The following is a 22,676-nucleotide window of genomic DNA, read 5'->3' on the forward strand; positions in this document are numbered from 1 at the left end:
TCGACATTTGCCGTATTCAGGAGACATACATGCATTCCACAGCAACCGCGGATTCCCGTCCGCACGATCAACTCGTCGTCAACGTCGACAACTCGCCGGGTGCCGCAATCGCCGCGCGTATGGATCGCCTTCCGATCACCCGCCATCTATGGATGCTGGTGCTGCTGATCTCGTTGGGTGGCTTTTTCGAAGTCTACGACCTGATCTTCACCGGCTACATCGCGCCGGGCATGACGAAGAGCGGGGTGCTGCAAACGACCACGCACGCGTTTTTCGGCTTCACCGGGATCGCCGGCTTCATCGCCGCGACATTCGCCGGCCTGTTCGTCGGGACGTTCGGACTGGGCTGGCTGCCCGATCGATACGGCCGGCGCTCGGTGTTCACGGTCTCGCTGCTCTGGTATTCGGTCGGTTCAGTGATCATGGCCTTCCAGACCACCCCGGAGGGGATGATTTTCTGGCGCTTCATCACCGGCATCGGCGTCGGGGTCGAAATCATCACGATCGACAGCTATGTGACGGAGGTTGTGCCGCAACACATGCGCGGCCGCGCGATGGCGTTCAACCAGAGTGTGATGTTCGCGGCGGCTCCAGTCGCCGCGATCCTGTCGTACTGGCTCGTACCGACCACGGTGTTCGGTATCGAAGGGTGGCGGGTCGTGGTGCTCGCAGGCGCGGCCGGCGCGTTGCTGGTGTGGTTCATCCGGCGCGGTGTGCCCGAGAGCCCGCGGTGGCTCGCCATACGCGGAAAACTCGACGAGAGCGACGCGATCGTGCGGAACATCGAGGCGATCGTCGAGCGTCAGTCGGGGCGGTCGCTGCCGCTCCCGTCGCAGGTCGTGGTGCAGCCGAAGCATCGACGTGCATCGCTTGCGGAGTTGTGGCAGCAACCTTATCGATCACGCATGGTGATTCTGATTGTCTTCAACTTCTGCCAGGCGATCGGCTACTATGGTTTTGCGAGCTGGGTGCCGACGCTGTTGATCAGCCAGGGCATCACCGTCACGAAAAGCCTGCTCTATTCGTTCATCATCGCGTTCGCGTTGCCGATCGGGCCGCTGCTGGCGATGGCGGTCGCCGACAGGATCCAGCGCAAATACCTGATCGTTGGCGGTGCGTTGATCGTGATCCTATGCGGGATGGCGTTCGCACATGCCAGGACGATGGCACCGCTGATCATCCTCGGTGTGTTGATCAGCTTCGCCGGCCAGATCATCTCGGTCTGCTATCACGCGTACCAGGCAGAGTTGTTCCCGACAGCGATACGGGGCCGGGCCAACGGCATCGTGTATTCGGCCAGCCGGGTCGGTGCGATGATGTCGGGCTTTTTGATCGCATTTCTTCTCCGTGATTTCGGCGTGCCAGGGGTATTTGCCGGCATCACGGCATGTATGCTGATGGTCGCGGTGTCAATCGGCCTCTTTGGACCGAAGACCAATGGTGTGCGGCTCGAGGAACTGAACCACTGACCCGTCACGATTATCTCGACAACCGCGACGCGTACGAGGGCACGTTGCGGTTTGATGGTTCGAAGATCGGTCCGGCATGTGGATCTTGCCGTCGCCGGGTCGACGATGCCGAGGCCGTCAAGTGGCAGCAGGCGTTCGGCGACGATTGGCCGGCACGACGCACGTTCCCGAATCGCCTCGTCGTGCCGTGCCGATCAGGCTGTACATCGAGGCGGCACGTTCGCCACCTGCGCCGGCGAACAGATGGCTCCGCCGGCCGAATCGAACCCTCACCCCCGCGCCACCCCCGTCGACTCCCGCACGACCAGCTCCGGCGCCCCGATCGTATGCACGGCGGCAGCCGGTTCGATCCCGTCGATCATGTCGAGCGTCAGCGCGATCGCCCGCGCGGCGATCTGCGACGTCGGAAACCGCGCCGTCGTCAGCGCGGGGCGGAACTGGTGCGCGAGCTGGATATCGGTCATGCCGATCACCGACAGATCGACCGGCACGCGCAAGCCGAGATCGGCGGCCGCCTGCATCGCGCCGATCGCCATCAGGTCGTTGGTCGCGAACAGCGCGGTGAGGCCCGGCTGCGCCCTCAGTAACGCAGCAGCCGCTTCGTAGCCACCTTCGATCGAGTCGTGCGCCGACACGGTCGTCAACGCGTCCGCCGGATGGCCGCGTGCCGCGAGTTCGTCGGCGAAGCCGCGCAGCCGCACCGACTGCGGGCCGCCCGATCCCCTGCCGACGAGCGCGCCGAACGCGCGATGCCGCAGCCCGGACAGGTGCGTGGCCGCCAGCGCCCCCGCCGCCGCGAAATCGACCGTCACGCACGGCAGCGTGCGCGACGCATGCACGTGCTCCCACATGCACAGCACGATCGACGCGCCGTGGCGTGCGATGTCGGCCAGCTCGGCTTCGGCGAGGTCGGTGTTCATCACGATCGCGCCGGCGGCGAGCGTCCCCGCGATCCGCTCGAGGTAGTTGCGCGTGATGGCCGGATCGTCGTCGGTATTCGACACGAGCAGGTAATGGCCGCGCTTGCGCGCCTCGCGCTCGGCGGCCAGCACGAACTCCGGATAGAACGGGTTCGTGATGTTCGACAGCATCAGCGCGAGCGTCGACGTGCGGCCCTCGGCCAGCGCGCGCGCGGTCAGGTTCGGCCGATAGCCGAGTTCGCGGATCGCGGCCATCACGCGTTCGACGGTCGCCGGCTTCACCTTCTGCGGATTGCGCAGCACGTTCGAGACGGTCGCAGCAGTGACGTTCGCGCGCTGCGCGACTTGCGCGAGCGTCACCATGCGCGGCCTCCGGGTGGTCGGGAGAAGAGGCGCGACGGAAGCGAAGCGGGGGAGTGTCTGCTCATATTTTGGGAGTGCGTCCCACTAGTTGCACAGGGACAGGCGATACGCTAATTTCTCGACACATCAACAAGGAGACGACATGGTACGGCGAACCGGACGAACTGCACCACCAAAATTTAAGCGATTAAATTTTTCGATCCGAAGCGCCTGACCGGGAGAGGAGAGCGCGATGACCGCCATTTCATTGAAGGACGTCTCGAAGCGCTACGGCGACCATGCGCCGGTGCTGCGCGACGTGAACCTCGAGATCGCGTCGCACGAGTTTTGCGTGTTTCTCGGCCCGTCGGGCTGCGGCAAGTCCACGCTGTTGCGGATGATCGCCGGGCTAGAGGACGTGACCGAAGGCGAGCTGCGGATCGGCGGTGCGCGCATGAACGACACGCCGCCTGCCGAGCGCGGTGTAGCGATGGTGTTCCAGAGCTATGCGCTGTTTCCGCACATGACCGTGTTCGACAACATCGGTTTCGGGTTGCGGATCGCCGGCACGCCGAAGGACGAGATCCGCCGCCGCGTGACCGAAGCCGCGCGCGTGCTGCAGCTCGACGCGCTGCTCGATCGCAAGCCGAAGGCGCTGTCGGGCGGCCAGCGGCAGCGCGTCGCGATCGGCCGCGCGATCGTGCGCGAGCCGCGCGTGTTCCTGTTCGACGAGCCGCTGTCGAATCTCGACGCGACGCTGCGCGGCCAGACACGCGTCGAGATTGCCCGCCTGCACGCACGCTTCACGCAATCGAGCTCCGTCTACGTGACGCACGACCAGATCGAGGCGATGACGCTGGCCGACCGGATCGTGCTGCTGCACGCGGGCGACGACGTCGCGCGCTTCGGCAGCATCGCACAGGCCGGTGCGCCGCTCGAGCTGTATCACCGGCCGGCCAACCGCTTCGTCGCGGGATTCATCGGCTCGCCGCGGATGAACTTCCTGCCGGCGGTCGTCGAAGCGGGCGATGCGCATGGCTGCCGGCTGCGCCTGGATGGAACCGGCGAAACGCTGACGCTGCGCGATCGGCCGTTGCCGCGCCACGTCGGCAGCGGCGCGCGCGTGACGCTCGGGATTCGTCCCGAGCATCTGACGGTCGGCGCGTCCGGCGATGCCGACCTGCCGGCGGTCGTGCGCGACGTCGCGCTCGTCGAGCAGCTCGGCGAAGCCGCGTACGTGCATCTCGACCAGCTCGGCGGCGTGCCGCTGCTCGCGAAACTGCCGGGACAGGCCGCGTTGCGGCGCGGCGAGCGGCATGCATTCCGCGTGTCGCCGTCGTGCTGCCACCTGTTCGACGAGGCCGGTATCGCGTTGCCGGCCGTCCACGTCGAAGCGGCGTTCGCGTAGCGGCGCACTGCCGACCCGCCGCGCGCGACGCGGCACCCATCACACCAATACCAGGAGACAACGATGAGACTTCGTGCGAGCCGATTGCTGCTTGCCCTGACGACTGCCGCGGCATGCGCCGCGGGGACGGCCGATGCGGGCACGCTGAAGGTGAACGTCGCCGCGCGCGGCAACCAGCGTGCGACGTGGCAGGCGGCGTTCGACCAGTTCCACAAGGCGAATCCGGATATCGACCTGAAGGTCAGCTACGTCGGCGAGGAGGCGTACAAGGTGCAGATGTCGGGCTGGCTCGCGACCGATCCGCCCGACGTGCTGAGCTGGAACAACGGCGAACGGCTCGCGTACTTCGCGAAGCGCGGGCTGATCGAGGACCTGAGCGCGGACTGGCAGAAGAACGGCTGGAACGAAACGTATGCGGCCGTGAAGCAGTCGTCGACCTACGGCGGCAAGCTCTATAGTTTGCCGCTCGGCTACGACGCGTATGGGTTGTTCTACCGCAAGGACCTGTTCGAGAAGGCCGGCATTCACGGCGAGCCGGCCGACTGGGCGCAGTTTCTCGACGCGTGCCGCAAGCTGAAGGCGGCCGGCATCGCGCCGGTCGCGGTGGCCGCGCGCGATGCGTGGACGCTGGCCGCGTGGTTCGACTACCTCGACCTGCGGATCAACGGCTATGCATTCCACCAGAAGCTGATGGCCGGCGACGTCGCGTATACCGATCCGCGCGTGCGGGCCGTGTACGCGGCATGGAAGAAGCTGATCGACGACAAGTATTTCATCGACAACGCGCTGTCCTACGACGTCGATTCGCTGAGCCCGCTGATCGTCAACGGCCAGGCCGCGATGACGCTGATGGGCACCTGGTATTCGGCGGGCCTGCTGAGTGCGGCGCGCAACCCGATCGGCTTCTTCCGCTTCCCGGTGATCGATGCGTCGGTGCCGCTTGCGGAAGATGGCCCGGTCAACGTGCTGATCGTGCCGGCGAAGGCGCACAACAAGACGGACGCGCGTCGCTTCCTCGCGTTCATGGGGCAACCGGCGGTGAGCGGCGAGTTCGCGAAGGGAATGGGGCAGTTGCCGTCGAACAACAAGGCGCCCGAGCCGCAGGACCCGATCTCGAAGATCGGCTTCCGCACGCTCGCGACGACGCCCGGCGGCATCGCGCAGTTCTACGATCGCGACATGACGAAGGAAATGGCGGACGAGGGGATGAAGGCGATGCAGCAGTTCCTGTCCGACCCGACGCAGCTCGATGCGATCCTGCAGCGCCTCGAGCAGACTCGCAAGCGCATCTACCGGAAATAACGCGCCGCGCGGCCGGGCCGGCGCATGCCGGTCCGGTGCGTCGTTGTCACCGTCTCGTTCGTTGGGTTCGTTTGGTTCGTTTCGTCGAAGGTCACCTCATGTCAACCAGCCTGTCCGAAAGCGCCGTGCGCCGCGAAGCCGGCCCGCAGCGGCATGCGCGCGCGTCGCTCGCGCGCCGGCGCAACCGCGCGGCCCTGTGGTTCGTGCTGCCGGGATTCGCGCTTTTCACCGTGTTCGTGCTGTATCCGATCGTCAGCAGCATCTGGCTGAGCTTCCATCACTGGGACGGGATGACGCCGATGACGTATGCCGGGCTCGACAACTATCGCGAGCTGCTGCAGTCCGACACGTTCTATGTCGCGCTGAAGAACAACGTGCTGTGGCTCGCGCTGTTCCTCGCCGCGCCGCCGCTCGGCCTCGCGCTCGCGCTGTACCTGAACCAGAACGTGTTCGGCATCCGGCTCGTGAAGTCGCTGTTCTTCGCACCATTCGTGTTGCCCGGCGTCGTCGTGGGCCTGGTGTTCTCGTGGTTCTACGATCCGACGTTCGGACTGCTGAAGCTGATCGTCGGACACGGGATCCCGGTGCTCGGCGATCCGCGCTATGCGACCTACGGCGTGATCGTCGCCGCGCTGTGGCCGCAGATTCCGTTCTGCATGATCCTCTACCTGACCGGGCTCACCGGCATCAACGGCGAGATCGTCGAAGCGGCGCGGATGGAAGGCGCACGCGGCTTCACGCTGCTGTGGCACGTGATCCTGCCGCAGCTGCGGCCCGCGACCTTCATGGCGGTGGTGCTGACCGTGATCGGCGCGCTGCGCAGCTTCGACCTGATCTCGGTGATGACGGGCGGCGGCCCGTTCGACAGCTCGACCGTGCTCGCGTACTTCATGGTCGACCAGGCGATCAAGTACTACCGGGAAGGCTATTCGGCCGCGATCGCGGTCGTGCTGTTCGCAATCATGCTCGTCTATATCGTGTGGCAACTGCGCAAGCTGGTGCGCGTCGAGTCGTAAGGATAACCAACATGTATCCGATGCCCGTGTCCCGCTGGGGACGTCCCGCCCGCCTGCTGTACCGCCTGTCGCTGCCGTGCGCGCTCGCGCTGTGGCTCGTGCCGCTGCTCGCGGTGCTCGTCACGTCGGTCCGCTCGACCGACGAGATCATGGCCGGCCATTACTGGGACTGGCCGAAGCAGTTCGCGCTGCTCGACAACTACGGCACCGCGCTCACGCAGACGCCGATGCTGCATTACTTCGCGAACAGCATCCTGATCACGGTGCCGTCGGTCGCCGCATCGATCCTGCTCGCGTCGCTCGCCGGGCATGCGCTCGCGAACTACCGGTTTCGCGGCAATCTCGTGCTGCTCGGGCTGTTCGTCGCCGGCAACTTCGTGCCGATCCAGATCCTGATGATCCCGGTGCGGCAGATCATGCTCGGCGTCGGCCTATACAACACCGTGTGGGCGCTCGTGCTGTTCCATACCGCGTTCCAGACCGGTTTCTGCACGCTGTTCCTGCGCAACTTCATCCGCGAGCTGCCGTTCGAGCTGATCGAGGCCGCGCGCGTCGAAGGCGCGTCGGAGTGGGCGATCTACTGGCGCGTCGTGCTGCCGCTCGTGCGGCCCGCGCTCGCCGCACTCGCGATCCTCGTGTTCACGTTCGTGTGGAACGACTATTTCTGGGCGCTGTGCCTCACGCAAGGCGACGACGCGGCGCCGATCACCGTCGGCGTCGCCGCGCTCAAGGGGCAGTGGACGACCGCCTGGAACATCGTGTCGGCCGGCTCGGTGCTCGCGGCGCTGCCGTCGGTCCTGATGTTCTTCGCGATGCAGAAGCACTTCGTCGCGGGGCTCACGTTCGGTGCGACCAAGGGCTGATCCGTCCCATCCTCTTTCATCTGCAAGGAATCCACGATGCACCTCGGCGTTTGCTATTACCCCGAACACTGGCCGCGCGAACAATGGGAGCGCGACGCGCGGCGGATGGCCGAACTGGGCCTGACCCGCGTGCGGATCGCCGAATTCGCGTGGAGCCGGATGGAGCCGGAACCCGGCCGCTACGACTGGGCGTGGCTCGACGAGGCGATCGACACGCTCACCGGCCAGCAACTGAAGATCGTGCTCGGCACGCCGACCGCCGCGCCGCCGAAATGGCTCGTCGATCGTCATCCGGAGATCCTGCCGATCGGCGCGGACGGCGCGGTGTGGCAGTTCGGCTCGCGTCGCCACTACGATATCGCGAGCCACGTGTATCGCGAGCACTGCGTGCGCATCGTGGACGCGATGGCGCGGCGCTACGGCGCGCATCCGGCGGTGATCGCATGGCAGACCGACAACGAGATCGGCTGCCACAACACGCTGCCGAGCTATACGCGTGCGGCGCTCGAAGGTTTTCGCGCATGGCTCGCCGTGCGCTACGGCGATATCGGCGCGCTGAACCGCGCGTGGGGCAACGTGTTCTGGAGCATGGAGTATCGCGGCTTCGACGAGATCGAACTGCCGCGCCATACGCCGACCGACGCGAATCCGGCCCATCTGCTCGACTTCTGCCGCTATCAGTCGGACGAGGTCGCGCGGTTCCATGCCGTGCAGGTCGATGCGATCCGCCCGCACGCACCGGGCCGCGACGTGCTGCACAACTTCATGGGCTTTTTCACCGAGTTCGATCACTATGCGTTCGCGCGCGGCGGCCTCGACGTGGCCGCGTGGGACAGCTACCCGGTGCCGCGCACCGAAGTGCTGCCGCTCGACGAATCCGACAAGCGGCGCTGGGCCCGCACCGGGCACCCGGACGTGTCGGCGTTCTCGCACGACCTGTATCGCGGCGTCGGCAACGGCCGGATGTGGGTGATGGAGCAACAGGCGGGGCCCGTCAACTGGGGGCCGTACAACCCGGTGCCGCACGCCGGCGCCGTGCGGCTGTGGACATGGGAAGCGTTCGCGCATGGCGCGGAACTCGTATCGTATTTCCGGTGGCGGCAGTATCCGCATGCGCAGGAGCAACTGCATTCGGGGCTCAACGCGCCGGACGACCGGCTGTCGCCGGGCGGCCACGAAGTGGCGCGCGTCGCACGTGAACTGGCTGCGCTGGATCCCGGGTGCTTCGCGGGTTCGGAGCGTCCGGCGCGCGTCGCGCTGCTGTTCGACTACGAGGCGGACTGGATGATCCGGATCCAGCCGCATGGCGCCGACTTCGACTATCAGCAACATGCGTTCGACTGGTATCGCGCGCTGCGCGAACTCGGGATCGACGTCGATATCGTCGCGGCCGGTGCGGACGTGTCGCGTTATGCGTTCGTCGTCGCGCCGACGCTGCCGGTCGTCACGGATCGAATCGTCGAGCAGGCCGCGCGTGGCGATGCGCAGTGGCTGTTCGGACCGCGCACGGGTTCGCGTACGGCGGCATTCGCCATCGCGCCGGGCCTCGCACCCGGCAAGCTGCGTGACGTGCTGCCGGTGCGGATCGGCCAGGTCGAATCGCTGCGGCCGTCGCTCGCCCCGCGCGTCGCGTTCGACGGCATCGACGGCCACGCGCTGAAATGGCGCGATCACGTCGATATGGAATCGGTCACCGGTGTCGACGTGCTCGCGGCCTGCGATGACGGCGTGCCCGCACTCGTGCGGCGCGGCCACGTGACGATGGCGACCGCCTGCTTCGATCGCACGCTGTTGCGTGCGATCGTCGGCCGCTGCGCGCGCGATGCCGGACTGCCGGTGCGTGCATTGCCGGACGGCGTGCGCTTGCGCCGGCGCGGGCGCGTCGTGTTCGCGTTCAACTACGGCGACGCAACGTGCACGCTGCCCGCGCCGGACGGTGCGCGTTTCGTGCTCGGCGGCCGCGAACTCGGCGCGGTCGACGTCGCCGCATGGGTCGAGCCGGACTGACGCGATGCAGTCGGTGCCGTCGCTGCGGTCACGTATCGCGCGCCTCGCCGGGATCGCGCATTTCGTGCCGCTGTCCGGCGCGGCGCTGATGCTCGGCGTCGCGATGTCGTTTACGGCGCCGTACCTGTCGCTGTTCGGCGTGCAGGCGGCAGCAATGTCGCCGTCACTGGCCGGCGTATTCATGACGCTGATCGCGGCGAGCGGTGTCGTCGCCAGCACGTGGGCCGGACGCTGGTCCGATCGCCGCGACCGCCACCGGCCGTTGCTCGTCGTATCGCTCGCCGCTGCCGCGCTCGGCTTCGCGCTGCTGTGCGTGCTGCGCGCGCACGGGCCGGTGATCGCGGCCGGCACGATCCTGCTCGGCGCGGGGGCCGTGTCGCTGTCGCAGATCTTCTCGTTCGCGCGCGCGGTGCTGCCGGTCGATGACGATGCACAGCGCGAGCTCGCGTCGGCCGCGCTGCGCACGATGCTGTCGGTCGCGTGGGTGTTCGGGCCCGCGCTCGGCGCAATGATCCTCGCGCAGACGGGTTTCACCGGGCTCTTTCTCGCGGCTTCGGCGGGCTTCGTCGCGTGCGCGGCGATCGTCGCGCGGATTCCGGAGCCAGCGCGGCGACCGGCCGCCGTTCACGTGCGCGCGGTCGACCACGCTCCGGCGCCGTCGGGCGTTGCTGCGTCGGTCGTCGTCACGCAGCGCGCGCGCGTGCTGCGGACCCTCGTCGCGCTGACGCTAATGGGGCTCGCCGCGAACGCGACGATGATCGTGCTGCCGCTGTACATCGTGCGCGGGCTCGGCGGCACGCCGGCGAACGTGTCGGCTGCGCTGGGTCTGGCCGCGTTGCTCGAGATTCCGATGATGCTGTGGCTCGGCATCCGCTCGACGCGGCTCGACAAGGCACGCTGGCTGACCGCATGCGCGGTCGTGCATGCGGCGTATTTCATCGGCCTCGCGACAGTGACGCGAGTCGACCTGATCCTGCCGCTGCAGCTGTTGAGCGCTTGCGTGGTCGCGATCACGTCGTGCCTCGGGATGACGCGCGTATGCGACCTGATGCCCACGCGCCCCGGTGCCGCGACCGCGATGTTCTTCAGCACCGCGCGCGTCGGCTCGATCGCGTCGGGTGTGCTGTCGGGGGCGTGCGTCGACCTGTTCGGCTATCGCGCGACGTTCGCGGGGTGCTGCGGGCTCGCGCTCGTGGCGTGCGTGCTGCTCGCGCTGGATGCGCGCGGCGAGCGGGGCGGTGTGAGCGGAACGGCGCAGCGAGCGGTATGAGCGACACAAGGGACACCACACCGCCCGCACGACACCGCTTCAACCCACCGCACTGACGCACGATGCGCCGGTGCGGTGAATCGGCGATGCCGTGAAGCGTCAACGCTTGCGATACGCGTCGAGCGACGCCAGCGCATTGCCGTGGAAGTCGAACAGCGTATTGTTGTCCCACTGATCGCCCGCGCCCAGCTTCCAGCCGACGCCCGGTGTCGGGATCCATTCCGGTTCCCACCAGAACACGCCCTTGCCGCGATTGCCCGGCACGCCCTTCACGATGTCGACGACCGCCGCGAGGAACTGCGCCTGGCCGGCCGGCGACGGCGGGAACGCGGTCGAGCCGGTGTTCGTCATCGCATTCGGCTCCGAGTCGCCGTCGCTGGTGGTCCACGGATACGCGGTCTCGACGACGATCAGTTCCTTGTCGTAGCGCACGGCGAGGTCGTTCGCGTTGTTGCGCAGGTCGTCGAGCGCGCCTTGCCACTGCGGGTAATACGACAGGCCGATCACGTCGAACGCGACACCGCGTTGCGTCGCGCTGTCGAACCACCAGCGGCTTTTCGCGTTGTCGCCGCCGCTGTCGATGTGCAGCATCACCTTGATGCGCGGATCGACGGCCTTCACCGCATCGTGGCCCGTCTTCAGCAGTTGCGCGAGGTTGTCCCACTGGTCGTAGCGGCCGAGCGGCCACAGCATGCCGCCTGTGATCTCGTTGCCGGTCTGCACCCACTCGGGCCGCACGCCGGCGCGCTGAAGCTGGCGCAGCACGTCGGTCGTATAGGCCGACAGCAGTGCGCACGTTTCGGCGAGATTCTTGCCGGCCCATGCATGCGGCGGGTATTGCTTGCCGGGGTCGGCCCACCAGTCGCTGTAGTGGAAGTCGATCAGGATGCGCATGCCGAGCGCGGCCGCGCGCTTCGCGAGCGCCACGACATGGGCCGCGTCGTTGTAGCCTGCCGCATCGCTCTGGTTCGCGGGGAAGAAATCCGGATTGCCGGGATCGTTCCATACCTTGATGCGGATCGAATCGACGCCATGCGCATGCAGGATCTTCAGGCAGTCGCGCGGATGCCCGCGGTCGAAGTACCGTGCACCGTGCGCCTCGAGTTCCGGCAGCGTCGACACGTCGGCGCCCATCGCGAACGGGATACCCGCGCTGCCTGCGGCGCGCGCGACGCCTTGCGCGACGGCCGGCAACGCGCCGGCCAGGTCGACGCACGCGAGCGCCGCGGTCGAGACACTCCAGCGCAACATCGATCGTCTGTTCATCGTCATCCTCCAGTATCGGGCCCGGTCGATCGATCGCAGGATCGCGGGCTTCATCGGTTTAAGCGCTTAAATTTCGGCCTCGATGAGAGGCCGGATCGAGCGTAGCGCAGCCGCCGATGCCAACGCAAAGAACGCGTGCGTTGCCTACTATCTGGCGACAGGTGTGGGGACGGTGAGGAGAGACAGGCGGATCAATCTTGCGCCCCGGCGCAGAGTCGTGCTTTTTCTCAGGTGCCGTTCGTGGCGAATCCTGAGCCGTCTGACTGCATGAAGCCACGCTGACCACGACGATGATCGCCGCGCCGGGAGCACGTTGGGCACGATGCGCGCGTGGCTTCACGTATACAACACGGCACGGTCGAGATACGACCGGACTGCGACGGCCTCGCTGTCAATCAAACCCCGAAGAACGCCAACCCCGCGATCGCGATGCCGATTGCGGCCACGCCGATCGACAGGCCCTGCATCCATGAACGGCGCGTGAGGATCGTGATCGCCGCCAGCGCGATCGAGATCTGGATGACGGTCGTCGCCTGCGACCACCGATGGTGTCGGTGCATCCGCGCCTCGCTGGCCGCGTTGTTCTTCTCGACTTCCTTTTCGAGCGCCTCGGCTTGCGCCCGGATCGGTTCCTTGTCGGCGCGGTATCGTGCGGCGTCCGCCTCGAACCGCTTGCGCTGCGGCGACGCGTCCGGGCTCAACGCCGCGCCGAGTTCGGCGAGGTTCTGCTTGTTGCCCTTCGCCTGATAGTAGGCCCACTGGTTCGCAGCCTCGGTTTTCCGGATCGCGGCGTCATTCTTGTAGAGCAGCGCGAGGCTTTCGTCGGCACCGCTCTGGTAGGCCGATATCGCACCGAAGCAGGCAAGCACGGCCGTCAGCACGGCGATGCGCGACGTACCTTGATCGCCGCCGTGAGCCGCATGATGTTCCACCGCATGGTCGTGAGGGCCATGAACTTCGTATTCTTCAGACATCCGTAAGGAACCCGCAAGAGTTGAATGAAATCCGGCGCCGGCCGACTGCGCACGGACGCTCGATCGCACATGGGAGTCTGACACAGGTTTGCGTGCTGGCGATGCTTTCGCGCGACGCGCCAACCGGCGCGTCTCGCGCCATGTTCAGCGACGGATCCGGATCCTCTGGGACCGCATCGCGGCGGATAGACGATAAACCTCAGGCGGCCGCTGCCTGGACCGATTCGGTATCCCGGTTGACGTGATTGACCCAGTGGTTTCGGAGCGGGCATGCCGACCGGTGTACATGGCAGTTTGCGGACTGGCGCGTTCGCATGCGACCCGACCCGGCCCGACGTGTCCGCTACCGCTACCCGCGAACGCCGACCCGATACCGCGTCGTCTGGCGATAGGTCCGGCCCGGACGAAGGATGGTTTCGTCGCGCAACGCGTCCATGTTGACCTGGTTCGGAAAGCACCCGGCTTCGACGCACAGCGCCGCATGTCGTACGCAAGACCCGCCGCCGCTCACGCGCACACCGTCCAGATAGTTGCCCGTATACAGCTGAAGCCCTCGCTGATCAGTCGACACGGCGAGTTCGCGACCGCTTTCCGGATCGTAGATCGATGCGACGGGCCGCACGCCGCGCCCAGGCTCGCGCAGCACATAACAATGGTCGAAGCCGCGCCCGCGCGTGAGCTGCGCATGCGGCCAGTCGAGGCGCGCGCCGATCGGCGCGCTCTGCCGGAAATCGAACGCGCTACCCGTCACGTCGGCGGTGCCGGTCGGGATCAGCGCATCGTCCACTTCGACGAACGCGTCGGCGTCGATCTGCAGCAAGTGCCCGCGCACGTCGCTGCCCGCGCGCCCGCTCAGGTTGAAGTAGCTGTGATTGGTCAGGTTCAGCGGCGTCGGCGCATCGGTCACGCCCGCGTAGTCGATCGTCAGCGTGCCGTCGTCGTCGAGCGTATAACGTACCTGCACCGTCACGTTACCAGGAAATCCCGCATCGCCTTCCGGCGAATCGAGCCGCAGCGTCAGCCCGCCACGGTCGTCGACCACGTCCCAGCGCGCGCGGTGAAAGCCGCTCGCGCCGCCGTGCAGCAGGTTGCCGTTCTCGTTGCGGTCGAGCGTGTGGTCGACGCCGTCGAGCGCGAAGCGCGCATTCGCGATGCGGTTCGCCCAGCGGCCGACCGTTGCGCCGAAGTAGGCGCCCGACTCGACGTAGTCGGCCGGCGTGTCGTGCGCCAGCACGATATCGGCGAAGCGCCCGGTGCGGTCGGGGGCGAGCCACGACACGACGGTCGCACCGAGATCGCTGACGACGACGCGCATCCCGTGCGCGTTGCGCAGCGTGTAGCGCCGCACCGGATCGCCGCCGGGCAGCGTGCCCCACGGTTCGGACGGAATGCGGCCCGCGTCGGATGCCGGACGGGAAGAGTCGGTGTCGATATGCATGAGTGGGTTCGCTCGTGAGCGGTGAATTCAGTGGGCGGGCGCGGTGCGCTCCTGGTATTCGCGCGGGGTGCAGCCGAGTTCGCGGCGGAATACCGCGTACATGTATTGCAACGACGTGAAGCCGCAGCGGATCGCGACTTCCGCGCTCGACGCGTTGCGGCTCGCGAGCAGCGCCTGCGCGGCCTCGAGCTTGTGACGCAGGATTTCCTGGTGCACGGTGCGCTGCAGTTCGCGCCGGAAGTGTTCTTCGAGCAGCGAGCGCGACACGCCGACGTAGTCGGCGACCTGTTCGGTCTTGATCCCCTGGCACGCGTACTGCCGGATGAAATGCCGCGCGCGCATCACGTGCGGGCTCGCGAGCGGCTGGTGGCGTGTCGATTCGAGCACGTTGATGCCGACCGGCGGCACGAGGATGCGCTGTCCGGGAAAACGCGCGCCGCGCAGCATCCGGTGCAGCAGGTGCGCGGCGGTGCGGCCCATTTCCTCGGTGCCCTGGATCACCGACGACAGCGGAATGCGCGTCAGCGTGCGCGTGAGCGGATCGTTGTCGATGCCGATGATCGCGACCTGTTCCGGCACCGCGATGCCGGCGATCAGGCACGCCTGCAGCAGATGCCGCGCGCGCGCATCGGTGACCGCGATCACGCCGACGGGCTTCGGCAGCGCATGCAGCCAGCCGATCAGCTGCTCGATCGCGTGATTCCAGCCCGACGCGCTCGTCGACAGGCCGCGGTAGATCGGCGCGTCGAGCCCGTCGGCGCGCGCGAGGCGATCGAACGCGAGCTCGCGCTGCTGCGCCCAGCGGTTCTCCTGCGCGACCGGCAGGCTGTACATCGCGAAATGCGCGAGCCCCGCGCCGATCAGGTGCGTATAGGCGAGCGACACGAGCTTCGGGTTGTCGGTCGCAATATATGGGACGCCGTGCGGATACTGCGCGGGATCTTCGTACGACGAGCCGACCGCGACGATCGGCAGCGGCGAGCCGGCGAGCGCGTCGGCGACGGCCGGATCGTCGAAGTCCGCGATGATGCCGTCGCCGTCGAAGCGTTCGATGCCGGCGAGCCGGCAGCGGAAGTCGTCCTCGAGGAACAGGTCCCACACGACACGCGTCGTGTGCAGGTACTGGCCGATGCCGCTGATGATCTCGCGGTCGTAGACCTTGTTCGCGTTGAACAGCAGCGCGATGCGGTGCGGTGTCTGGGCGGAAGAGGCGCGGGTCATGTCGGTCTCGGGGCGGGCGCCGCTCGGGCGTCTTGCCGTTGTCTCCGGGCGCGCGGACGGTGCCGCGCGATGCTCTGGTGTCCGGCGATTGTAGGCCGGAACGCGCACCGCGCGCAGCGGCTGGCAAGAAACGTTAAGCGTGGTGCGCAATTTCGCAATTGCCGGCCGGCAGGCGCGCGGGCACGATCCAGCCAACCGGATTCGGCCGCGTGCGTCGTCGTCGCGACGCGCGTTGCGCCGCAACAAGACCCTGCACGGAGACGCCATGTCGTATTTCGAACACATTCCCGCGATTCGCTACGAAGGCCCGCAGTCGGACAACCCGCTGGCTTACCACCATTACGACGCCGAGAAGCGCGTGCTCGGCAAGACGCTCGCCGAGCATCTGCGGATTGCCGTCTGCTACTGGCATACGTTCGTGTGGCCGGGGCACGACATCTTCGGGCAGGGCGCGTTCCGGCGGCCGTGGCATCAGCCTGGCGACGCGCTCGAACGTGCGCGCATGAAGGCGGACGCGGCATTCGAGTTCTTCACGAAGCTCGGCACGCCTTTCTATACGTTCCACGACACCGACGTCGCGCCGGAAGGCGACACCCTGCGCGAATACGCGGCCAACTTCGCGCGGATGGTCGACTATCTCGGCGAGCGCCAGCAGGCGAGCGGCGTGCGGCTGCTGTGGGGCACCGCGAACCTGTTCTCGCACCCGCGCTTCGCGGCGGGCGCCGCGACGAACCCGAACCCGGACGTATTCGCGTGGGCCGCGACCCAGGTGTGCCACGCGCTCGACGCGACGCACCGGCTCGGCGGCGAGAACTACGTGCTGTGGGGCGGCCGGGAAGGCTACGAGACGCTGCTCAATACCGACCTGAAGCGCGAGCGCGAGCAGTTCGCGCGCTTCCTGTCGATGGTGGTCGAGCACAAGCACCGGATCGGCTTCACGGGCGCGCTGCTGATCGAGCCGAAGCCGCAGGAGCCGACCAAGCACCAGTACGACTACGACGTCGCGACCGTGCACGGCTTTCTCGTGCAATACGGACTGCAGAACGAGATCCGCGTGAACATCGAGGCGAACCACGCGACGCTCGCCGGTCATTCGTTCCATCACGAGATCGCGAACGCGTTCGCGCTCGGCGTGTTCGGCAGCGTCGACGCGAACCGTGGCGATCCGCAGAACGGCTGGGATACCGACCAGTTCCCGAACAGCGTCGAGGAGCTGACGCTCGCGTTCTACGAGATCCTGCGCCACGGCGGCTTCACGACCGGCGGGATGAACTTCGACGCGAAGGTGCGGCGCCAGAGCGTCGATCCGGAAGACCTGTTCTACGGCCATGTCGGCGCGATCGACGTGCTCGCGCTCGCGCTCGAACGCGCGGCGGTGCTGGTCGAGAACGACCGGCTCGACGCGCTGCGCCGGCAGCGCTACGCGCAGTGGGACGACGCGTTCGGCCGCAAGATCCTGTCGGGCGGTTACACGCTGCAGTCGCTCGCGGATGACGCGCTCGCGCGCGGCGTGGACCCGCGGCACGCGAGCGGCGCGCAGGAGCGGCTCGAGAACATCGTGAACCAGGCAATCTACGGGCTGCGCTGACGCCATGTATCTCGGACTCGATCTCGGCACGTCGGGCGTGAAGGCGGTGCTGCTCGATCGCGACGGTGCGGTGCGGGCAAGCGCGAGCCACCCGTTGGCGGTGAGCCGGCCGCGGCCGCGCTGGTCGGAACAGGCGCCGCAGGACTGGTGGGACGCCGCCTGCGGCGCGCTCGCCGCGGTCGTCGCCGATGCCCGCGCGGGCGGCATCGATCCGCGCGACATCGCCGCACTCGGGCTCACCGGCCAGATGCACGGCGCGACGCTGCTCGACGCGCATGGCGACGTACTGCGTCCCGCGATCCTGTGGAACGACGGCCGCGCGGATGCGGAGTGCGCGGAACTCGAGCGGCTCGCGCCCGCGCTGCGCACGGTGGCAGGCAACGTCGCGATGCCGGGCTTCACCGCACCGAAGCTGCTGTGGGTGCGCCGGCACGAGCCCGATGTGTTCGCACGCATCGCGCACGTGCTGCTGCCGAAGGATTATCTGCGCTACCGGCTGACCGGTGCGTTCGCAACCGATCCGTCGGATGCCGCCGGCACGCTGTGGCTCGACGTCGCGAAGCGCGACTACGACGACACGCTGCTCGGCGCGTGCGGGCTGTCGCGCGCGCAGATGCCGGCGGTGTTCGAGGGCAACCGCGTGACGGGCACGCTGCTGCCGGCCATCGCGCGCGCACTCGGGCTGCGCGAGATCCCGGTGGTGGCCGGCGGCGGCGACAACGCGGCCGGCGCGGTCGGCGTGGGGATCGTGCGGCCCGGCGATGCACTGCTGTCGCTCGGCACGTCGGGCGTGTATTTCGCGGTGTTGGACGGGTTTCGCGCCAACCCCGAATCGGCGGTGCACAGCTTCTGTCATGCGCTGCCCGATACGTGGCACCTGATGTCGGTGATGCTGAACGCGGCCGGCTGCATCGACTTCACCGCGCAACTGACCGGTTACGACGGCGTCGCGGCGCTGCTCGCCGATGCCGAGGCGAACGCGCGCGCGAGCCGCCCGTGGTTCCTGCCTTACCTGAGCGGCGAGCGCACGCCGCACAACGACGTGAATGCAAAGGGCGTCTTTTATGGGATGACGCCCGATACACGGCGCGCGGATCTCGCGAACGCGACGCTCGAAGGCGTCGGCTTCGCGCTGCTCGACGGCATCGATGCGCTGCATGCGGCCGGGCTCGAGCCCGACGGCATCACGGTGATCGGCGGCGGCTCGCGCAGTGCTTACTGGACGCAGATGCTCGCCGACCTGAGCGGACGCGCGCTGACGCTGCGCGCGGGAGGCGAGGTCGGTCCGGCGCTCGGTGCCGCGCGCCTTGCTCGCCTCGCGCTCGAACCGGATACGCCGCTCGGCGACGTGTGCCCGCAACCGCCGGTCGTCGCGGTGCGCGAGCCCGATCTCGCGCGGCACGCGTGGTATCGCGACATGCGGCGGCCGACGTTTCGTGCGCTTTATCGCGCGCTCGAACCGGTGTTCGCGACGGGCGCGTGACGCGCGGATGGCGCGCGCGGTTCGCATCGCACGATGCCGCGCGTTGCGAGGACTCGATGCGGGCGGCGCACTCATGCGCCCGCCCGATGTTCGTGAGGTAGTTCGACAAGTTCGATAACAAGGAGTGGAGACAATGAAATCCGTGACGCGTCGTACCGTATTGAGTTCGCTTGCCGGCGCCGCTGCGCTGGCGATGTTCGCGCTGGGCGCGCCGCTCGCGCATGCGAGCAAGGACAAGCCCGAGATCGGCTTCTGCATCGACGACCTGCGCGTCGAGCGCTGGTCGCGCGATCGCGACTATTTCGTCGCGGCCGCGACGAAGCTAGGCGCCAAGGTATCCGTACAGTCGGCCGACGCGAGCGAGGCGCGGCAGATCTCGCAGATCGAGAACCTGATCTCGCGCGGCGTCGACGTGATCGTGATCGTGCCGTTCAATTCGAAGACGCTCGGCAACGTCGTCGCCGAAGCGCGCAAGGCCGGAATCAAGGTCGTGTCGTACGACCGCCTGATCCTCGACGCGGATGTCGACGCGTACATCTCGTTCGACAACCAGAAGGTCGGCGAGCTGCAGGCGCAGGGCGTGTTGGACGCGAAGCCGAAGGGCAATTATTTCCTGCTCGGCGGCGCGCCGACCGACAACAACGCGAAGATGCTGCGCGAGGGCCAGCTGAAGGTGCTGAAGCCGGCGATCGACCGCGGCGACATCAAGGTCGTCGGCCAGCAGTGGGTGCCGGAGTGGAGCGCATCGACCGCGCTGCGGATCGTCGAGGACGCGCTGACCGCGAACAACAACAAGATCGATGCGATCGTCGCGTCGAACGACGGCACCGCGGGTGGCGCGATCCAGGCGCTCGCCGCGCAGCACCTGGCCGGCAAGGTGCCCGTGTCCGGGCAGGATGCGGATCTCGCGGCGGTCAAGCGCGTGATCGCCGGCACGCAGACGATGACCGTCTACAAGCCGCTGAAGCTGATCGCGAGCGAAGCCGCGAAGCTCGCGGTCGATCTCGCGAAGGGTACGAAGCCCGCGTTCAACGCGCAATACGACAACGGCAAGATGAAGGTCGACACGGTGCTGCTGCAGCCGACGCTCCTGACCAAGCGCAACGTCGACGTCGTCGTGAAGGACGGCTTCTACACCCAGGCCCAGCTCGCGAGCCAGTAACCGCTCGATGGGCATGATGCACGCGGCCGGCGAGGTGCGGCCGCACATGGTCCGGCCGCGTGCGCACTGCGAGGCAATGAACGTATGACCGAACCCTTGCTGACGATGCGCGGCATCGTCAAGGCATTCGACGGCGTGAAGGCGCTCGACGGCATCGACCTGACCGTGCGCCCCGGCGAGTGCGTCGGCCTGTGTGGCGAGAACGGCGCCGGCAAGTCGACGCTGATGAAAGTGCTGTCGGGCGTCTACCCGCACGGCACGTGGGACGGCGAGATCCGCTGGGAAGGCGCGCCGCTCGCGGCGTCCGGCGTGCGCGACACCGAACGCGCGGGCATCGTGATCATCCACCAGGAACTGATGCTGGTGCCCGAGCTGTCGGTCGCCGAGAACATCTTCCTCGGCAACGAGATCACGCTGCCCGGCGGGCGCATGCACTATGCGGAGATGGTGCGGCGTTCGGAAGCGCTGCTGCGCGAGCTGCGGATCGACGCGATCAACGTCGCGCAGCCGGTGATGAACTACGGCGGCGGCCATCAGCAGCTGATCGAGATCGCGAAGGCGCTGAACAAGCGCGCGAAGCTGCTGATCCTCGACGAGCCGTCGTCGTCGCTGAGTGCCGCCGAGACGCGCATCCTGCTGGACATCGTGCGCGACCTGAAGCGCCGCGGCGTCGCGTGCGTATACATCTCGCACAAGCTCGACGAAGTCGACGCAGTGTGCGACACGGTGACCGTGATCCGCGACGGCCGGCATGTCGCGACCGAGCCGATGCGTGCGCTGACCACCGACCGGATCATCGCGATGATGGTCGGCCGCGAGATCCGCAACCTGTATCCGCGCGAGCCGCACGAGATCGGCGACGTCGTGCTGGAGGCGCGCAACGTGACCTGTCACGACGTGGCGAACCCGCGCCGCAAGCGCGTGGACGACGTGTCGTTCAGCGTGCGGCGCGGCGAGATCCTCGGCGTCGCCGGGCTCGTCGGCGCGGGCCGCACCGAGTTGATGCAGGCGATCTTCGGCGCGTATCCGGGGGCGAGCACGGCGACCGTGCGGATGAACGGCCAGCCGCTCGCGATCCGCTCGCCGGCCGATGCGATCCGCGCGGGCATCGCGATGGTGCCGGAGGATCGCAAGCGCCACGGGATCGTGCCGCAACTCGGGGTCGGCCACAACATCACGCTGTCGGTGCTGCGCCGGTTCGCCGCGCGCGGGAGGATCGACGCGGCCGCCGAACTCGATGCGATCCGCACCGAGATGCAGCGGCTGTCGGTGCGCGCGGCCCACCCGTTCCTGCCGATCGCGAGCCTGTCCGGCGGCAACCAGCAGAAGGCCGTGCTCGCGCGGATGCTGCTGGCCGACCCGCAGGTGCTGATCCTCGACGAACCGACGCGCGGCGTCGACGTCGGCGCGAAGGCCGAGATCTACCGGCTGATCTTCGCGCTCGCGAAACGCGGCGTCGCGTTGATCGTCGTGTCGTCGGAGCTGCCGGAAGTGCTCGGGCTCGCCGATCGTGTGCTGGTGATCGGCGAAGGCGAGCTGCGCGGCGATTTCGTCAATGACGGTCTCACGCAGGAACAGATCCTCGGCGCCGCGCTGAAACCCGCGCGGCAGCCGTCCGAACCCATTGCAGCGAGTGCGCCATGAATACCGAACTGTCTTCTTCTCCCGCCGTGCCGCCGGGCGCCGACGCGCGTCGCACGCACGGCCATCCGCTGCGCCAGGTGTTCGTGCGCTACAAGGTCCTCGCGCTGCTGTTCGCGGTCGCGGCGATCTGGGTGTTCTTCTCGGTGCTGACCGACGGCGCGTTCGTCACGCCGCGCAACGTGTCGAACCTGCTGCGGCAGATGTCGATCACCGGGATGCTCGCGTGCGGCATGGTGTTCGTGATCATCGCGGGCGAGATCGACCTGTCGGTCGGCTCGCTGCTCGGGCTGCTCGGCGGTGTCGCGGCGATCCTCGACGTCAATCGGCACTGGCCGGTCGCCGTGACGGTGCCGGCGGTGCTCGCGCTCGGCGTGCTGGTCGGGCTGTTCAACGGCTGGTGGTCGACCTACCGGCGCGTGCCGTCGTTCATCGTCGGGCTGGGCGGGATGCTCGCGTTCCGCGGGATCCTGCTCGGCGTGACGGGCGGCTCGACGATCGCGCCGGTGTCCGACGGCTTCGTGTTCATCGGCCAGGGCTATCTGCCGCGCGCGGCCGGCGACGGCCTCGCGGTGCTGCTGTTCGCGCTCGTCGCGCTGCTGGTGCTGCGGCAGCGCGCCACGCGGCACCGCTACCGGCTCGCCGTCGCGCCGCTGTGGCAGGACGTCGCGAAGGTCGTCGGCGCCGGGGCCGTGCTGTTCGCGTTCGTCGCGACGCTCGACCGCTACGGCGGCATTCCGGTGCCCGTGCTGCTGCTGCTCGCGCTGCTCGGCGCGTTCTCGTGGATCGCGACGCAGACCGTGTTCGGCCGGCGCATCTATGCAGTGGGTTCGAACCTGGAGGCGACGCGGTTGTCGGGCGTCGACACCGATCGCGTGAAGCTCGCGATCTTCGCGCTGATGGGGCTGATGTGCGCGTTCGCGGGCATCGTCAACACCGCGCGGCTCGCGGCCGGCTCGCCGTCGGCCGGCACGATGGGCGAGCTCGACGCGATCGCCGCGTGCTTCATCGGCGGCACGTCGATGCGCGGCGGGTCGGGCACCGTCTACGGCGCGCTGATCGGCGCGCTCGTGATGGCGAGCCTCGACAATGGGATGTCGATGCTCGACGTCGACGCGTACTGGCAGATGATCGTCAAGGGCGCGGTGCTGGTGCTGGCCGTGTGGATCGACGTGGTGTCGCGCTCGAACCGGCGCTGAGGCGGCGTTCTACCGCGCCTGCGCCTCGATGAAATCGACGCACGCCCGCGGCGGCGGCACGAAGCGCCGCCGCGGGTGGTACGGATAACCCGCGCGGGCGTCCGGCG

At 67.8% G+C, this 22,676-nt stretch carries 17 protein-coding genes; 12 read left to right on the forward strand and 5 right to left on the reverse strand.

Annotated elements, in window-relative coordinates:
• Positions 1–29 precede the first annotated feature (29 nt).
• Entirely contained in the window at positions 30–1,469 is a 1,440-nt protein-coding gene (locus tag U4Z31_RS23615; RefSeq protein WP_321811495.1) for an MFS transporter, read from the forward strand.
• Between the two features lie 269 nt (positions 1,470–1,738).
• Here the strand turns inward: U4Z31_RS23615 and U4Z31_RS23620 are convergent, their stop codons facing one another.
• Positions 1,739–2,752: a LacI family DNA-binding transcriptional regulator gene (locus U4Z31_RS23620; protein ID WP_321811496.1), complete on the reverse strand. Its 1,014-nt coding sequence runs from the start codon at positions 2,750–2,752 to the stop codon at positions 1,739–1,741.
• 232 nt (positions 2,753–2,984) lie between these two features.
• Between U4Z31_RS23620 and U4Z31_RS23625 the strand changes: the two genes are divergently transcribed.
• From U4Z31_RS23625 to U4Z31_RS23650, 6 genes are all read left to right on the forward strand, one after another.
• Entirely contained in the window at positions 2,985–4,139 is a 1,155-nt protein-coding gene (locus tag U4Z31_RS23625; RefSeq protein WP_321811497.1) for a sn-glycerol-3-phosphate ABC transporter ATP-binding protein UgpC, read from the forward strand.
• Positions 4,140–4,202: 63 nt separating this feature from the next.
• Positions 4,203–5,441: an ABC transporter substrate-binding protein gene (locus tag U4Z31_RS23630; protein ID WP_321811498.1), complete on the forward strand. Its 1,239-nt coding sequence runs from the start codon at positions 4,203–4,205 to the stop codon at positions 5,439–5,441.
• A gap of 98 nt (positions 5,442–5,539) precedes the next feature.
• Complete coding sequence (locus U4Z31_RS23635; protein WP_321801951.1) at positions 5,540–6,457, forward strand: sugar ABC transporter permease; 918 nt, start codon at positions 5,540–5,542, stop codon at positions 6,455–6,457.
• Positions 6,458–6,468: 11 nt separating this feature from the next.
• Positions 6,469–7,320, forward strand: coding sequence for a carbohydrate ABC transporter permease (locus U4Z31_RS23640; RefSeq protein ID WP_321811499.1), 852 nt, complete (start codon positions 6,469–6,471; stop codon positions 7,318–7,320).
• A gap of 36 nt (positions 7,321–7,356) precedes the next feature.
• Positions 7,357–9,327: a beta-galactosidase gene (locus tag U4Z31_RS23645; RefSeq protein ID WP_321811500.1), complete on the forward strand. Its 1,971-nt coding sequence runs from the start codon at positions 7,357–7,359 to the stop codon at positions 9,325–9,327.
• Positions 9,328–9,331: 4 nt separating this feature from the next.
• Positions 9,332–10,597 (forward strand): sugar efflux transporter, encoded by a 1,266-nt coding sequence (locus tag U4Z31_RS23650; protein ID WP_321811501.1) that lies wholly within the window; start codon positions 9,332–9,334, stop codon positions 10,595–10,597.
• A gap of 99 nt (positions 10,598–10,696) precedes the next feature.
• Here U4Z31_RS23650 and U4Z31_RS23655 read toward each other — a convergent pair whose 3' ends face one another.
• From U4Z31_RS23655 to U4Z31_RS23670, 4 genes are all read right to left on the reverse strand, one after another.
• On the reverse strand, positions 10,697–11,863 hold the full coding sequence (locus tag U4Z31_RS23655; protein WP_321811502.1) for an arabinogalactan endo-1,4-beta-galactosidase: 1,167 nt from the start codon (positions 11,861–11,863) through the stop codon (positions 10,697–10,699).
• 395 nt (positions 11,864–12,258) lie between these two features.
• On the reverse strand, positions 12,259–12,837 hold the full coding sequence (locus U4Z31_RS23660; RefSeq protein ID WP_321811535.1) for a DUF4337 domain-containing protein: 579 nt from the start codon (positions 12,835–12,837) through the stop codon (positions 12,259–12,261).
• Positions 12,838–13,186: 349 nt separating this feature from the next.
• The gene (locus U4Z31_RS23665) at positions 13,187–14,275 is read right to left on the reverse strand and encodes an aldose epimerase family protein (protein WP_321811503.1); all 1,089 of its coding nucleotides are present in this window, start codon (positions 14,273–14,275) and stop codon (positions 13,187–13,189) included.
• Between the two features lie 27 nt (positions 14,276–14,302).
• A complete protein-coding gene (locus U4Z31_RS23670; protein ID WP_044844283.1) occupies positions 14,303–15,496 on the reverse strand; it encodes a XylR family transcriptional regulator in 1,194 nt (397 codons plus the stop codon).
• A gap of 265 nt (positions 15,497–15,761) precedes the next feature.
• Between U4Z31_RS23670 and xylA the strand changes: the two genes are divergently transcribed.
• The 5 genes from xylA (at position 15,762) to U4Z31_RS23695 (ending at position 22,569) form a co-directional block, all read left to right on the forward strand.
• On the forward strand, positions 15,762–17,084 hold the full coding sequence (gene xylA / locus U4Z31_RS23675) for a xylose isomerase (RefSeq protein WP_321811504.1): 1,323 nt from the start codon (positions 15,762–15,764) through the stop codon (positions 17,082–17,084).
• A 4-nt stretch (positions 17,085–17,088) separates the two neighbouring features.
• Positions 17,089–18,567: a xylulokinase gene (gene xylB, locus U4Z31_RS23680; RefSeq protein WP_321811505.1), complete on the forward strand. Its 1,479-nt coding sequence runs from the start codon at positions 17,089–17,091 to the stop codon at positions 18,565–18,567.
• Positions 18,568–18,700: 133 nt separating this feature from the next.
• Positions 18,701–19,729 (forward strand): D-xylose ABC transporter substrate-binding protein, encoded by a 1,029-nt coding sequence (gene xylF / locus U4Z31_RS23685; protein ID WP_321811506.1) that lies wholly within the window; start codon positions 18,701–18,703, stop codon positions 19,727–19,729.
• Between the two features lie 84 nt (positions 19,730–19,813).
• A complete protein-coding gene (gene xylG / locus U4Z31_RS23690; RefSeq protein WP_321811507.1) occupies positions 19,814–21,373 on the forward strand; it encodes a D-xylose ABC transporter ATP-binding protein in 1,560 nt (519 codons plus the stop codon).
• Positions 21,370–22,569: a sugar ABC transporter permease gene (locus tag U4Z31_RS23695; RefSeq protein WP_044844279.1), complete on the forward strand. Its 1,200-nt coding sequence runs from the start codon at positions 21,370–21,372 to the stop codon at positions 22,567–22,569. The genes xylG and U4Z31_RS23695 overlap by 4 nt, the downstream gene beginning before the upstream one ends.
• Positions 22,570–22,676: the final 107 nt, after the last annotated feature.

The sequence above is a fragment of the Burkholderia sp. BCC1985 genome (assembly GCF_905339915.1).
GTDB lineage: Bacteria > Pseudomonadota > Gammaproteobacteria > Burkholderiales > Burkholderiaceae > Burkholderia.